At 42.5% G+C, this 13202-nt stretch carries 17 protein-coding genes, 3 tRNA genes and 1 pseudogene; 14 read left to right on the top strand and 7 right to left on the bottom strand.

The annotated features are described in order from the left end of the window. Positions 1 to 84: 84 nt before the first annotated feature. Both A3860_RS28850 and A3860_RS28845 read right to left on the bottom strand, forming a co-directional pair. Positions 85 to 1326: a hypothetical protein gene (locus A3860_RS28850; protein WP_143774311.1), complete on the bottom strand. Its 1242-nt coding sequence runs from the start codon at positions 1324 to 1326 to the stop codon at positions 85 to 87. 217 nt (positions 1327 to 1543) lie between these two features. Then, the gene (locus A3860_RS28845) at positions 1544 to 1852 is read right to left on the bottom strand and encodes a hypothetical protein (RefSeq protein WP_081153281.1); all 309 of its coding nucleotides are present in this window, start codon (positions 1850 to 1852) and stop codon (positions 1544 to 1546) included. A 145-nt stretch (positions 1853 to 1997) separates the two neighbouring features. Between A3860_RS28845 and A3860_RS28840 the strand changes: the two genes are divergently transcribed. From A3860_RS28840 to A3860_RS28805, 8 genes are all read left to right on the top strand, one after another. Then, a complete protein-coding gene (locus A3860_RS28840; protein ID WP_081153278.1) occupies positions 1998 to 2420 on the top strand; it encodes a hypothetical protein in 423 nt (140 codons plus the stop codon). Positions 2421 to 2674: 254 nt separating this feature from the next. Then, on the top strand, positions 2675 to 2860 hold the full coding sequence (locus A3860_RS28835) for a hypothetical protein (protein WP_081153275.1): 186 nt from the start codon (positions 2675 to 2677) through the stop codon (positions 2858 to 2860). Positions 2861 to 2982: 122 nt separating this feature from the next. Continuing rightward, positions 2983 to 4770, top strand: a complete 1788-nt coding sequence (locus A3860_RS28830) for a type IV secretory system conjugative DNA transfer family protein (RefSeq protein ID WP_081153272.1) — start codon at positions 2983 to 2985, stop codon at positions 4768 to 4770. Between the two features lie 196 nt (positions 4771 to 4966). Continuing rightward, positions 4967 to 5344, top strand: coding sequence for a plasmid mobilization protein (locus A3860_RS28825; protein ID WP_081153269.1), 378 nt, complete (start codon positions 4967 to 4969; stop codon positions 5342 to 5344). 37 nt (positions 5345 to 5381) lie between these two features. Beyond that, positions 5382 to 6167, top strand: a complete 786-nt coding sequence (locus A3860_RS28820; protein WP_245843653.1) for a relaxase/mobilization nuclease domain-containing protein — start codon at positions 5382 to 5384, stop codon at positions 6165 to 6167. Between the two features lie 23 nt (positions 6168 to 6190). After that, complete coding sequence (locus A3860_RS28815; RefSeq protein WP_081153264.1) at positions 6191 to 6538, top strand: hypothetical protein; 348 nt, start codon at positions 6191 to 6193, stop codon at positions 6536 to 6538. Between the two features lie 28 nt (positions 6539 to 6566). Next, positions 6567 to 6836: a hypothetical protein gene (locus A3860_RS28810; protein ID WP_081153261.1), complete on the top strand. Its 270-nt coding sequence runs from the start codon at positions 6567 to 6569 to the stop codon at positions 6834 to 6836. 11 nt (positions 6837 to 6847) lie between these two features. Next, the gene (locus A3860_RS28805; RefSeq protein ID WP_081153258.1) at positions 6848 to 7177 is read left to right on the top strand and encodes a hypothetical protein; all 330 of its coding nucleotides are present in this window, start codon (positions 6848 to 6850) and stop codon (positions 7175 to 7177) included. On the opposite strand, the gene A3860_RS28800 is transcribed toward A3860_RS28805, so the two are convergent. Then, on the bottom strand, positions 7178 to 7468 hold the full coding sequence (locus A3860_RS28800; RefSeq protein WP_143774310.1) for a hypothetical protein: 291 nt from the start codon (positions 7466 to 7468) through the stop codon (positions 7178 to 7180). Positions 7469 to 7496: 28 nt separating this feature from the next. Between A3860_RS28800 and A3860_RS28795 the strand changes: the two genes are divergently transcribed. The 4 genes and pseudogenes from A3860_RS28795 to A3860_RS42350 form a co-directional block, all read left to right on the top strand. Then, a complete protein-coding gene (locus A3860_RS28795) occupies positions 7497 to 7829 on the top strand; it encodes a hypothetical protein (RefSeq protein WP_081153253.1) in 333 nt (110 codons plus the stop codon). Between the two features lie 25 nt (positions 7830 to 7854). Beyond that, the gene (locus A3860_RS28790; RefSeq protein WP_143774309.1) at positions 7855 to 8142 is read left to right on the top strand and encodes a hypothetical protein; all 288 of its coding nucleotides are present in this window, start codon (positions 7855 to 7857) and stop codon (positions 8140 to 8142) included. Between the two features lie 28 nt (positions 8143 to 8170). Next, on the top strand, positions 8171 to 8359 hold the full coding sequence (locus A3860_RS28785) for a hypothetical protein (RefSeq protein ID WP_081153247.1): 189 nt from the start codon (positions 8171 to 8173) through the stop codon (positions 8357 to 8359). Continuing rightward, positions 8301 to 9152, top strand: a pseudogene (locus A3860_RS42350) (recombinase family protein); the annotation flags it as partial. The gene A3860_RS28785 and the pseudogene A3860_RS42350, both read left to right, overlap by 59 nt. Before the next feature lie 799 nt (positions 9153 to 9951). Here A3860_RS42350 and A3860_RS28770 read toward each other — a convergent pair. The 4 genes from A3860_RS28770 to A3860_RS28755 form a co-directional block, all read right to left on the bottom strand. Then, a tRNA-Leu gene (locus A3860_RS28770) sits at positions 9952 to 10037 on the bottom strand. 158 nt (positions 10038 to 10195) lie between these two features. Further along, positions 10196 to 10268 (bottom strand) — tRNA-Gly (locus A3860_RS28765). Between the two features lie 167 nt (positions 10269 to 10435). After that, the gene (locus A3860_RS28760; RefSeq protein ID WP_081153241.1) at positions 10436 to 10639 is read right to left on the bottom strand and encodes a hypothetical protein; all 204 of its coding nucleotides are present in this window, start codon (positions 10637 to 10639) and stop codon (positions 10436 to 10438) included. 45 nt (positions 10640 to 10684) lie between these two features. Further along, positions 10685 to 11713: a glycosyltransferase family 2 protein gene (locus A3860_RS28755; protein ID WP_081153238.1), complete on the bottom strand. Its 1029-nt coding sequence runs from the start codon at positions 11711 to 11713 to the stop codon at positions 10685 to 10687. Between the two features lie 64 nt (positions 11714 to 11777). Here A3860_RS28755 and A3860_RS28750 point away from each other — a divergent pair, with 64 nt between their 5' ends. Both A3860_RS28750 and A3860_RS28745 read left to right on the top strand, forming a co-directional pair. Beyond that, positions 11778 to 12926: a sensor histidine kinase gene (locus tag A3860_RS28750; RefSeq protein ID WP_081153236.1), complete on the top strand. Its 1149-nt coding sequence runs from the start codon at positions 11778 to 11780 to the stop codon at positions 12924 to 12926. A gap of 89 nt (positions 12927 to 13015) precedes the next feature. After that, positions 13016 to 13099 (top strand) — tRNA-Leu (locus A3860_RS28745). Positions 13100 to 13202: the final 103 nt, after the last annotated feature.

Below are 13202 nucleotides of genomic sequence, written 5' to 3'. Positions count from 1 at the left end.
AACAGTCAGACATCTTCCCTAACAGAGTTTTGAGCATGTTTCGATTAAATTAGAAAGGCTGCGTAAAGACTATAGTCCAAGACATTAGCGCTTAAATTTTAGCTTCAGATCGGAGGTTTTCTTACCTGCCAGACCTAGAAGTTTAATAATAGCTATAATTGCATCCTCAGGCATTAAGCCTTTGGGATAATCATTCTCTGTTTCTTTTAAAAATGATTTTATTTTAAAAGAAATGTCATAAGTATCAAAGTTATGCTCAGAGTAATTAAAGGACCTATTCTCTTTATTCTCTATTTCCTTACATACTGCGAGAGTGCATTTAATTTCTGAACTATGTGAAACAGATATCATATATCCCTTATAAAAATCAGAAATAACATGAGGGATTATAAACACAAAACCCATAATGCTTTCTTCTATGGCAGGATTGTGTTTCTTAAGATTATAGGGATGGTATTTATTTAATTTTTTATAAAAAATAAGCAACCTTGAACGCAAGTCATAGTAAAAATCTCCACTCGAACGCCTTTTGCCGATTTCAATCTCTTCATCAAAATAAGAACCATTTAACCCTGATTCATAATAATTGCGGAGATGGGTATGTGTACCAATATTTATTTTTCTTGATGCTATCTTTTCATTTTCCCTTGTAAAAATTTCAAACCAATTATTTTGCAAAAAAAGATGATTTTGGTATTCTAAATAATTTTGTAATCCGGAAGAAGTTTCAGAACCTAAATAACGATCTTGTAATAAATCTTCTGGGAAATGATTGTTAAATACTTCTTCTAAATTTAATCTATCATTTAAAGCATTGCGCCATTTTGCGAATGCCCACGATTCCATAAAATATTCCCTAGTTTTAGGAAACTTGTCGTAGAAACTGTTTAATTCAGCTAATATAAAATGAATGTCTTTTTCTAAATTAGTATAAGTAAAAGGGGATTGTCCTTCATCATTACTTATATTGATCGATTCATGAGGTAATTTTGATTTATGCGATTTATTTATTCCAACAATCCATTGGTTAAATAAATCACGTTTTATTTGAAATTCTTCATCTGGAATTTCTTTTTTAAAAAAGACCGTAGCCTGGTTATAAAAATTCTTAAAATCGTTAGGCTTAAGGGTAATCTTTTTTTTGGAAAACTTATTTTGGGCCGTTCCTGGTGCCCCACCTATAAGTTTGGCAGCATTTTTATAAAAAGTTTTACGTTGATTTTTATTTTCAAGTTTCTCAACTCCCATACTTCGAAGAAGTATAAACGTCACGATTTCTATAAAATCTATTGATTCTTGACCTTCAAAAGTTATTGAGTCAGTCATTGGTTTTGGTTATGATAATTGACAATCACATTTTCACAAAAGATAGCAACATTTTGTGAAAATGTGATTTTGGGTATAGAGATAGATCTGTTTTTTGTGACAATAATTATTCCATAATGTGATGATAATTATCGCTTTATAGCGTTATTTTTCAAATCTTGCTTCTACCTTTGTTTTGAGGACGATGAAGGCAATAAGGTTGATAAGAAATCTAATATTACGGTATACCTATACGTGGCAAGTTGAATTTCTCAGGTTGTTCTATCCATTTGTCATCAAAGTCTTCAACAAGTTCGAATCGTTGTTGGATAAAAAGCAGAAGCTTCTCTTTAAGTTTTTTTCGAGGCGTCGTTTCAACGATTTCCTTGAGCGCAAGCCCAATCTGTTCATTGGCATCCATATTGCCGAGTAGTCGAGGAAAATCGTCTTCGTACTCGCCCTTGTAATATTCATGCCATGTGTCAGCAGTCAGAGGTTTGTCAGAATTAAGACGTGTCATAAATCCTCTCCTATCAATGTTTGACATATAACAGGAATAGGTTTATCTGTCAAGCCTTATCAAAAAACCAATCCTCTTAGTGATTTATCATCTTAAAACTTTGCTTTTAGCAAGGTGAAGGAGGTTTTTGTCTGAAACTAAACCATTGATATAATTATTAAAAACAGAAATTATGAACCGTATTAACAAGCAGAGCAAACACTATAAAGAAATCAATTCCACCGTTAATGATTTTTATGCCAACATGCGGCCAGAGTATGTTGAAGATGTATACAATATGCTCTCACCGAATTTTAAAAACTTAACCTTAGAGCCGCGGCATAAAAAGAAGTGTCAGGAGGTTTTTCTATTTCATCGTGAAGTGGCTGTTTACGCAATCCTTGAGCTAACAGAGGTCAATTCAGATTTCGTGGAAGCGATTGTTAAGATTGGATTGAGGCCTGAAAATTACGTGAAACCTAAAGGACATTCCAACGGTAGTGGAGAAATCGAAGTGAATTTCGTGATATATAAATTTCGTTTTATTTTATTAAACGGGTTCTGGTGGGTGGATGATCTTTCCCTGTACAACGATTATAAGCCTGCTATTTCATAAATAGCGGCTTCTTTTCTCTTACGCTTACAAATCATTCTAATCACATATTGAATAAAGCGGCTTTGCATTCAGGCAGGCATTGGCCGCGCCTTGCTCTGAAAAGAAATTTTAAACTAAACACACAATCGGCCAAACGAAATAACTGGCGTAATGCCCACCACCGAAATGGTAACGCCGGATCACCATCATAAAGCATCCGGCATGTTCTGGCCAGAACAACAGCAAACAGATTTTTGAATTTTAAATTAAAAAGAATGAGTACAAAATCAACTGATCCGCATTTAGAACGAGCGTTAAATAACGCCGGTTATTCCAACAATGGAAACAATACTTATTCGGATAAATCGGGTAACACCATTTACACCGATGGTCAGTATTACAGAGAACCAGGAAAAAGCTGGAAGCAACACACCATCGGCACACCGATTAAGAAGAAGTAGTATTCTCCACAATAAACCGGGTGCCTGATCACCACCCGGTATTTTCAACCTTTGGGCGCCCAAATATTTTAATCCAACCCTTTTGAATACTAAAAACATTCATTGTTAAAAATATTTCAATTATGCAACAGCATACATCAAAAGGCTTGTTCGATATTTCGCAAGCTGAACTCAAAGAGTTATTCAGCGTCAAAGGAAACCCTGAAGGAAAAACGAAAGCGCTTCTTATTTTCGTCGGATTGATTTTAAGTCCGGTAACGTTATTGGGGTCTCTGATATTTTTTAAAAGGGCGTTCCGAATTTTCATGGAGCCTAACAATGAGTTGCCGCGGCTTTCTAAATTGCCGCCCATTGTAAGAACCGGGATGATTATCGGTGCAATTCTGATATGGTTCTTTATCTATCTGACCGTGCAGATTATGATGCGCGTTATCATTTGGATTGGCGGTGATGCCGTTAATTACAATCCTTCTGCCATCCCGATTTTTATCGGCGTGAATATTCTTTTTACACTGATTGTATGGTTATGGTTCAGCCGGTGGCGAGGCGGTATTTATAAATACATTTCCGAAAAGCAGCGTTACGGAAGTGCTCGTATTGCCAATGAGAAAGAGTTAGCGCCATACCGTAAACCAGAAGGCTTTTATATCGGCTTCGATACATTCTACAGAAAAGCCGGTCATTTGCTCACAACTGCGGGTACTAGAGCAGGTAAGGGGGTCAATTTATTGCTCCAAAATCTCCTGATGCCGGGACTGTTTGAAAATATGTCGTTCGTGGTGATCGACCCGAAAGGCGAACTGGCTGCAATTTCTGCCAATGTGCAACGCAAGGCCGGGCGAAAGGTTTTTATTTTAAACCCGTGGAATTTATTGTCGCTTGCAAGTGTCGGTTATAATCCGCTGGATATTTTAAAAAGCGACCCGCTTCACTTAGCCGATGATGTTCAGATGATGGCCGAGTCAATCGTACCGGCGGGCGGTGGAAAAGAAGACGACCATTTTCAGGACAGAGCGCGCGCTTTTATTTCAACGCTTTTGTTGCACCTGGTGACGGCTGCACCTGTCGAAGACCGGCACTTAGGAACGCTTTGGCAATGGCTGCGCTTGGATCAAAAAGATTGGGCGTTGTTGTTAGCCGATATGATGCTGAACGATGATCCGCATGTTGGCGACATTGTAAAAGCAGGTGCGAATGAAATTGCCAGCCTGATGAAAACGTCCGAACGCGAATATGGCTCGGTGATGTCATCAGCTCAAAAATGTACGGACTTCATCAAGTCACCGGCTCTGCGTGATTCAATGAAAGGAACGGACGGCTTTACCTCTGCTGATCTGGCATCAGGCAATGTAACGGTTTACCTGTGCATTCCGTTTGATCGTCTGAAAACTCACAACGCATGGCTGCGGCTCGTTGTTACCTCGTTGATGCGTTCCGTTGTGCGCAATCCGCAAAAGGATGTTTGCTTTCTGATTGATGAGGCTTATGCGTTTGGTTACCATAGCGAAATAGATATGGCGTTAGGTGCGTATGCAGGTTTAGGTATACATGTCTGGTTAATATTTCAAAGTCTTATTCAGATCAAAAAAATTCATGGCGATAACTGGGAGAATTTTATCGCAAATTGTTCTGTGCGTCATTTCTTCAATATCTCTGATAATTTTAGCGCCGATTATATTTCACATCTCTTTGGTACAACATCGATGCCGAGTTATGATGACAAAGGAAACATTACCGGCGCATCCCCACGGCCCCTTGTTACGCCGGATGAGCTGCGCCGGGAATCAGGGAAGACTATATACACAGTGATTGACCAGCTTGCACCAGCACTAATTCCGAAAATGCCTTATTACAAAATGGGATTGGATTGTGATCCTAACCCATATTACAAACCGGAAATTAACAATTAGAACGGCGCTGCAATCGCAGCGCAGCAATTCAGAAAAGAACAAATCAGTAAAGAGAAAAATGGCGGGGCAGCTTCGCTTCCTTTTCCGCGCAAAGGATGTGGGCTGGGTGCACAAATGTTTCCCCAACCCCAGCCTTTGCCGGGAGGTGTTGCGACCTCCCAGGCCCTCCCGCACGGAAATAAAAACAACATAGCGTATGAAAGGAAAGCATAGCCAACCATGGCACCACACAAAAAGGCTGCATATTCGTCTCACAGCGGATGAAAAAAAGCAAATGGCAGAAATGGCCAAAGAACATGGGTTGAGCCTAAGTGATTTTGTACGTGTCACCATTACTCGTTCAAAACCGGTCATGCCAAAAGCCAAACCGGATCGTGAATTGTTTATCCGCACGCTAGCTCAGTTAGGCAAAGTTGGTTCCAACGTAAACCAAATAGCGCATGAACTGCACAGAGAACGCATTGTTGGCAATGGTCATCATGTACCGGATCGAATTATTGAAAGTGCATTGTCTAGTGTAAAAGCGCTTTCAAATCACCTGATCACTTTGTTGACGGATGGTGCTCAGGGGTAGCATACGCGGGAACGGCGCGCAGCTTGCGACCTACCTTTTGACAAAAGGTGATAACCAATTCGTCCAGGTCTTTGACATCCGGGGTACTTGTCAGCCGGACAGCTTAAAAAAATCCCTGATTGAAATGAGCCTGAGCGTTGAACTGTCAGGCCGCACAACGAAGGGACTTTATCACGTCGTTATAAATCCGAAGCCCGGTGAAGCCCGGATGATGACGAGAGAACAATGGTTTCGTGCCGCAGAAATCATTGAACAGCAACGCGGTTTTGTTGGTCAAAAGCGAGTGATGGTGATGCACGAAAAAAAGGGCCGCTTGCACATGCATGTCGCATGGGAACGCTATAGCCATGATACAGGCAAGATCATTTGCAATAAGCATTCGAACCGCGAATTGAAACATTGCCGTAGGGCGATGGAGATAGAATTCGGCCATCAGCTTACCCCGGAGGCGAATGCCGAACGTCCTGCCTTGCGTCTGTTGCTTGCTGACTGGTGGCAGCACCAGCCGACCGGCAAAGGGTTTGTAGCCGCGGCAGCAAAAGCAGGATATACGATTGCAAAACAATCCGGGCGGCGTGACCTTATTATCGTTGACAGTAAAGGTCATTCAGAAGAACTGGTCAAAAACATTTACGGTGCAAGAGCCCGGCAGGTGCGCGACCGTTTGAAAGGCTTAACCCTTCCGGATAAAGTGCAGGTCATTGATGCAATCCGTGAACGACAAAGAAGCCGCAGAAAAAGAAAAACACGCGATCAAATCGCAAATGACTTGAAACAACACCTTAATCGCGACATGCAAAAATCAAAAGAGCGTGGACGCTAAACGTAAAACTTAAAAACATTTTTATGAATACTTGGAAAGAAATAGTTGACAAACAAACCAAAGAATACGGCGATCACCTTGAAGCCGTTAAAAAAAGCAAAGAGCAATTAGAGGCCAGTAAACAGGCTGTCCTGTCAACGGCAAAATGCAGCGAGGCCGAATTACCAACGGTATTAAAAGAGATGCTGCACCTGAATGAACAAAATTGGGATAAAGAGTATGGCATGTATGGGACGCGTTTCAAGGAAATGCGGATCAACCATCAGAAAGAGTTAACCAAGTTCTTTGAGCGTGAAGCACTGGCACAGGAGATAAATAATGATCAGTCTGCCGAAAAGGACAAATCGAAAGACAAATCCGCCGGACGTTAATCAATTTCATCACAGCAAATATTTTTTTATGAAATGGGAACACCTAAGTAAAAATCTGGCAAAGGATTACAAGCTTTTTCTAGCAGGTTATAAGGAAAGCCTCGATCAACTGAATGCAGATAAAGCGTTATTGCTCGGTCAGCATACGGAAGCGACCGCCCCGCAAAATATCCGGGATAAGATTGCCCGTGACCGCGCCGCCTGGGAAACCCTGTGGGGCATCGACGGGCAAAAGATCCAGGCCATGCGTGCTATCCACCAGAAAGAGTTAGACGCCTTCTTTTCCAATCCTGAATAAAATATTTTGTTATGACGCTTGAAAAACTGTTAGAGCAGCACAACCAGGAAACCAACGACTATCGACAGGAACGCGCAAGGCGGTTGCTGGCGTTGCAGAAAAGCCAGAATGAAATACTGGTCAATTATACTGTCCTGAATAAAAAGACACGCAAAGTTGTCGATGCCCTGCTAACGAAACAACGCGAAACATGGGAGCAGATGGAGAAGGATGAGTATGATCTTCTGGTGCACGTACAAAGTCAGGAAAAGGAATTCTTGATGGAGCAGGAAAAAAAACGCCAGCGTATTGCCGACTCGCTTACCTCGGCTAAAGACAAGAGCAAAGACCGGGGCCGGTAATTAAAATGGCAGGTTCGGATCGTTGTAAAGGCACAGAGGGCTAACTTCTAAAATCCGGGCCAGCCATTTTAGTTGCAGATGACGAGGAAAGGCATCCATCATGATACGGCTGCATAACGTCAATTCCATATGTACATAGTCCAGGTCGGTACTGTCGTGCTTCCAATAAGCTGATACATATTTTTCGATTAAGTAACGCGCCGCCGGAATGTACGGCAGGCATTCCGGCTCATCCCTATAGAGTTGCCGGGCAAACACATTGTCGTTTGTGCTGGTGCGAGCATGAAGCATTCACTTATGATATCCTAAAATCATTCTCATGTCGATCAAAACAATGACCGACCTCTTAAAAAAGCAAGAGGCCGAACGGCAGGACTTTGCCATCGGTGTTTATGATGAATGGCAATTGTTCCGAAAAATGGAGCAGGAACTCTTATCACCCTATGACGGTGCCTATGAAAGCGCTCCGACCAGTGTTCAGCAGAAAATCGCACAAGCCCGCGAAGATTATTTTGCTGAATGGGGCAGCGATGGCCGGCTGGCCGCGCTGATGGAGGCACGACACAACAAGGAACGGGAAAAACTGGCTGAGCGTCAGAACATAGCCGAACAATTGCAAACCCGGAAAAAACAAAATGACCGGGGCCGATAATTATTACACACTTCAAAATCAAATTATGAACTACGATACACGATTACAGGACCTGATCCTGAAGCAGGAAAGACAGGTACACAGCTTTGAACGGCACAGGGCCTCCATGTGGGATGCGGTTCAAGCTACTGAAAAAGAAATTTTAGAGCAGCATGATTGCACCTACAGCGATGCGCCGCCGCATATTCTCACCATCATTAACAAATTGCGTGAAGACTATTACAGATATTGGTGGAATGATGGCATCCTGTTCACCGCCTTGATGCGCCGCCAAGCAGCAGCACGGCAGAGAATACTGGACACAATAAAATAAGTCTTAATTTTAAAATCTTTTATTTGCCATGAGTAATTCAAAAAAGGATAAGGTAAAAAACACACAATCGCCCAAACTAACACTTGAAGAAATCAGTTCCGAAGAATGGGTAAGCGCTTTATCGCCAGAGCAAAAAGAGGAATTGATTGATTTCGTATATGAGCTGTCGCTCTTTTTATATAACTCTTATTCAGAAGAAGATGAAAAACAACCTTAATTACTTTCAGAAGTTCATTTCAAAGAAGGAAAATGAAAACCAGTCCAGTCTGCTTGTGTGGTCATATACGCGTGTCAGTTCCAAGCAGCAGGAAAGCAATAACAGCCTCAATAACCAAATTGATGCAAATCAATTATATGCGAAACAGAATAATTTAACCATCACCGATGTTTTTGGGGGTTCATATGAATCAGCCAAGACGGATTTTACGCGTAAGGAATTTAAACGCCTTATCGACAAGGTAAGGGCCAGCCGGAAAAAGCCTTATGCGATCCTTGTTTATAAAATGTCGCGTTTCTCCCGCTCAGGGGGAAACGCCATTGGACTTGTCAATATGCTTGTGGAAGATTTAGGCGTACACCTGATTGAAGTATGCAGCGGCCTGACGACAACAACCGAGCGCGGTAAAGCGGCAATCTATGAAAGCCTGTTTCATGCCTATAAGGAGAACCTGGAAAAGATCGAACTGGTTGTGCCAGCTATGCAAAAATTTCTGAATAACGGCAACTGGCTCGGCATTACCCCGCTGGGCTATGACCATTATGGCCCTAAAGTGACCAATGAAAAGTTCTTGAGCAAAACCCAGCGCATCGAGATCAACAAAGACGGTGAATTGTTGCGCGAGGCATGGCAATGGAAATTATCGGGCGTTTATAGCGATGCACAGATCATGGCCAAACTTGCCGTCCGGGGATTGCATCTAACCGCCCAGAAGATCAGTAAAATATGGCGTAACCCTTTCTATTGCGGCATCATTATCAACAAATTGGTCGACATGCCTGTTCAGGGCAATTGGCCGGCCCTGCTAAGTCATGACGATTTTATAAAGGTTCAAAACCTGCTTGAAAATAATCCGTCCGGCTACCAGCATAATAAAGAAGAAGCGCAACGCCCTTTGACCCGGTTGATTAAATGCGATGAATGTAAACATTACATGATTGGTTACATTAACCGGAAGAAGAATTTACATTACTATCGTTGTCGGAATTGCAGAGGTGTAAGTGTAAATGCGCTTACAACCCCGAAGGCATTACGCAAGGGAGCTAACGACCTGTTTGTGGATTTGCTGAAGAAATACAGCATTGCCCGTGATGTTATCCCCGTCATACAAACGCAGCTCACGAAGCTGTTTAACCGCTTTCATGACAGCCAGTCACAAAATGACAGTGACCTGAAATTGCAACTGGAACGATTGGACAAAAAGATCAGAGACCTGAAAATTCGTCATGGTTTGCAGGAGATCGACAAGGAAACATACGAACTGACAATGGCCCATTTGAACGAACATATTCGCCAAGTAAGCAAGGAATTGAACGAAGCGATCCCGAGGGTGTCTAACCTGGAAAAATTATTATTTCATTCGTTGAAGAAGCTCGAAAACATCAGTGAAATATGGGTTTCCAGCAATCTCGATATGAAAAGAAGAATACAAAAGACACTTTTTCCTGAAGGCGTGTACTACAATGCAAAAACGCATGAATGTCTAACCGCAAAAACAAATTCTTTCATCGGTCTAACAAGTTCTCTAACAGAGAGATATAGTGGAAAAGAAAAAGGGAACTTCCAGTTTAAAATGGAAAATTCCCTTTATGTACCCGGGATGGGAGTTGAACCCACACTAGCATTGCTGCCAACAGGATTTTAAGTCCTGCGTGTCTACCAGTTCCACCACCCGGGTAGACCATCTTTGATCTCTTCGTTTACCCATCTCGTTCCTAACAACTACCGGAACAGGATAAACTTTGTATTTTAAATCTACACCAAATACCTGATCCCGGCACAATACCTTAGGACCTGATTGAAACAAAAAATTCCACCTTTCGGATGGAATTTATGAGCGGAAGACGAGGCTCGAACCCGCGACCTCAACCTTGGCAAGGTTGCGCTCTACCAACTGAGCTACTTCCGCATGTAATCGCCAAAGTTTTAAGACCTAAGCGATTAAATTATTTTGAAAAGAACTTGTTTTCCTTCTTTCTAACCAGCTGACCCTCTTGTGATTAGCTGTTTTCGTTATTGGGAGTGCAAAGATAGGAATTGTTTCTAACTCACAAAATTTTTCTTGCAGAAAATCCTTTATTTATACTGCGGCGTATACAAAGTATTAGAAGGAACTTCCACTTTAGGCTTTCCTTTATAACGCTGAGTATACAGGCTGTAGCAGCCACCCAGTACGAATGCCATAATACAAAATACTTGCAGGTAAAACAGGAATACGGATGAATTTACCCAACTACGTTTAAAGTCTTTATCGCGGGGATCTTTTTCAAGTTGTGCCATAACTCATTTGATTGCAGTGCAAAAATAATAGTTCAAACTAAAAATTCACCTTTTATTATCAACAATTTCTGTAAAAGTCTTTTTGCCTTGTATAAAATAGCTACACACCACGCTTTTATGCAAATACCCATGCAGCTCATTTTTCTTCTTCGGCGGAAAAAGTCCTTTCTTCCGCGTCATGAAAAACCATTTCAAAAAAGAGCCGTGTGCTTTCATCACCGACCGGTAATAGGTCTTCTGTCCGGCCAGCAATGACTTAAAGGCTGAAATATAATCGAGCAAGAAACGGTAACTAATCTTCCATATTGCTTCCCACCGGGGTAAATTCTTGGCCATCATCACCAGGTTATTCCTGAAATTCAGGAAAACCTTCTTCGCATTTCCCTTGGGCAGTGTGCCCCCTCCCAGATGATATACAACTGATTGCGGACAGGCAAACACCTGGTAACCCGCCAGTTGCAACCGCCAGCAAAAATCGATCTCTTCCTGGTGCGCAAAAAAGTATTCATCCAGTCCGCCCAGGGCATGGTACAGATTGGCCTTTACAAACATGGCCGCACCGCTGGCCCAGAAAATAGGTTCAGCCGAATCATACTGCCCCTCATCCTTTTCACAAACATCAAAAATGCGGCCCCGGGCAAAGGGATAGCCCAGGTAATCGAGCCAGCCACCGGCCGCCCCGGCATATTCAAACAATTCTTTTTGACCGTACTGCAAGATCTTTGGCTGACAGGCCCCAATGGTTTTATCACTTTCCAGCAGCGCCACCATGGCCTCGAGCCAGTTGGGCGTTACCTCCACATCAGAATTCAGCAATACGTAATAATCAGCCTGAATTTGCTTCAACCCCTCATTATACCCCTGCGCAAATCCATAATTGGCCTTATTCTGAATAATACGTACCGCTGGCCAGTTTTGCTGCAGCCAGGTAACTGAATCGTCAGTAGAGGCATTATCTACCACCACCACTTCCTTATTATTATAGGTAGTAGTCATCACAGACGGTAAAAACTGTTGCAGGTAATTACGTCCGTTCCAGTTCAGGATCACTATAGATACGCGTGGTGTTGCCATGCTGATGTAAAAATAATTCAGCTAAATAAAGGATGCAAAGGAACGGTTTTTATAAATTAGTTGAATGATTCAACCGCTTTTTAACTGGAGAACCGGATTAGCCCTGATTGCCATAGCAATTGTAAGCGGAACAATTTTTTATTCGCAATACCTGGCCCGCAAAATTGCCCTCGACGAAAGGCAAAAAGTAGAGGAATGGGTAGAAGCCACCAAGTTACTGCTGCACGATACCACTGGCCTGAGTGATAAGCTGGTAGGCATTATCATGACTGAAAATAAGACGGTACCCATTATAGTTACCGACGAAAAGGGAAATATTCTCGACCACGTCAATCTCGATTCGGCCAGCGTGGCGAACGATTCAGGATATGTACGAAAAAAATTAAATGAATTCAGGTCGCAGAACCCCACTATTGAATGGGTTGATCCGCTTAACCCATCGGAAAAGAACCATTACAGTTACGGTCATACCTCGTTGTTAAACCAGGTGCGGTATTACCCCCTGGTACAGCTGTTTGTTGTAAGCATGTTCATTATTATTACCATTCTGGCCCTCACAACCAGTTTTCGCTCATCGCAAAACCAGGTTTGGGCAGGCATGGCAAAGGAAACAGCGCACCAGCTGGGCACACCCTTAACTTCATTACAGGGTTGGGTAGAAATGTTGAAGGAAAGTTATTCGGACGAAAAGATCGTGCATGAGATGGAAAAAGATGTGAACCGGTTAAAGCTGGTAAGCGACCGGTTTGGAAAAATTGGCAGCACGCCGCATCTGGAAAAGCATAATATTGTTGCCCAGGTATCGAGCATGGTAGAATACATCCGTAAACGGGCAACCGGTAAAGTGCAGTTTGTGCTGAATACCCGCAACATCAGCGAGATCTACACCATGATCTCCCCGCCCCTGTTCGACTGGGTTATAGAAAATCTGCTTAAAAATGCCCTCGATGCCATGGAAGGTAGGGGCACCATCACCCTCAACATTTGGCAACATGATGGGCAAACCTATATTGATGTCACCGACACAGGCAAGGGTATTGCCAAACAGAATATCAGCAAGGTGTTCAAACCCGGATTTACCACTAAAAAGCGCGGCTGGGGACTGGGGTTAAGCCTCTCCAAACGCATAATTGAGCAGTACCACAAAGGGCAGTTGTTTGTAAAGAACTCTGAACCGGGTAAGGGAACAACCTTCAGGATTGTATTTAAATAGATTGTGAGCTTTGGCAACCATTTGATGAGTTTTTAAATTTCTTGCTCAACATATTGGTAAATCAATTAAATTTGCGACCCAATTCAAGTGCCCAGGTGTTGAAACTGGTAGACAAGCCACTTTGAGGTGGTGGTGCTGGAAACGGCGTGCAAGTTCGAATCTTGTCCTGGGCACAAAGGCCCCGACGAAAGTCGGGGCTTTATTATTTGGCGGCGTTACGAACCTGTTCGCAAAAGCAGACAAATAAGGATCAAGTGAAAAAGTTGGGGGATTGTT

Origin of the sequence: Niastella vici (assembly GCF_002077945.1) — a bacterium.
Taxonomy (GTDB): Bacteria; Bacteroidota; Bacteroidia; order Chitinophagales; family Chitinophagaceae; genus Niastella; species Niastella vici.
The sequence above is the reverse complement of the archived record's forward strand: the minus strand, read 5'-3'. Positions and strand labels throughout refer to the sequence as shown.

Excerpts from the sequence above, each read along its gene's own strand:
- A3860_RS28835 (WP_081153275.1), top strand. The coding sequence starts at position 2,675 with ATGAGTACAAAATCAACTGATCCGCATTTAGAACGAGCGTTAAATAAC.
- A3860_RS28800 (WP_143774310.1), bottom strand. The coding sequence starts at position 7,468 with ATGCTTCATGCTCGCACCAGCACAAACGACAATGTGTTTGCCCGGCAA.
- A3860_RS28850 (WP_143774311.1), bottom strand. The coding sequence starts at position 1,326 with ATGACTGACTCAATAACTTTTGAAGGTCAAGAATCAATAGATTTTATA.
- A3860_RS28790 (WP_143774309.1), top strand. The coding sequence starts at position 7,855 with ATGAACTACGATACACGATTACAGGACCTGATCCTGAAGCAGGAAAGA.
- A3860_RS28805 (WP_081153258.1), top strand. The coding sequence starts at position 6,848 with ATGACGCTTGAAAAACTGTTAGAGCAGCACAACCAGGAAACCAACGAC.
- A3860_RS28750 (WP_081153236.1), top strand. The coding sequence starts at position 11,778 with ATGATTCAACCGCTTTTTAACTGGAGAACCGGATTAGCCCTGATTGCC.
- A3860_RS28845 (WP_081153281.1), bottom strand. The coding sequence starts at position 1,852 with ATGTCAAACATTGATAGGAGAGGATTTATGACACGTCTTAATTCTGAC.
- A3860_RS28810 (WP_081153261.1), top strand. The coding sequence starts at position 6,567 with ATGAAATGGGAACACCTAAGTAAAAATCTGGCAAAGGATTACAAGCTT.
- A3860_RS28825 (WP_081153269.1), top strand. The coding sequence starts at position 4,967 with ATGAAAGGAAAGCATAGCCAACCATGGCACCACACAAAAAGGCTGCAT.
- A3860_RS28785 (WP_081153247.1), top strand. The coding sequence starts at position 8,171 with ATGAGTAATTCAAAAAAGGATAAGGTAAAAAACACACAATCGCCCAAA.
- A3860_RS28760 (WP_081153241.1), bottom strand. The coding sequence starts at position 10,639 with ATGGCACAACTTGAAAAAGATCCCCGCGATAAAGACTTTAAACGTAGT.
- A3860_RS28815 (WP_081153264.1), top strand. The coding sequence starts at position 6,191 with ATGAATACTTGGAAAGAAATAGTTGACAAACAAACCAAAGAATACGGC.
- A3860_RS28830 (WP_081153272.1), top strand. The coding sequence starts at position 2,983 with ATGCAACAGCATACATCAAAAGGCTTGTTCGATATTTCGCAAGCTGAA.
- A3860_RS28755 (WP_081153238.1), bottom strand. The coding sequence starts at position 11,713 with ATGGCAACACCACGCGTATCTATAGTGATCCTGAACTGGAACGGACGT.
- A3860_RS28840 (WP_081153278.1), top strand. The coding sequence starts at position 1,998 with ATGAACCGTATTAACAAGCAGAGCAAACACTATAAAGAAATCAATTCC.
- A3860_RS28795 (WP_081153253.1), top strand. The coding sequence starts at position 7,497 with ATGTCGATCAAAACAATGACCGACCTCTTAAAAAAGCAAGAGGCCGAA.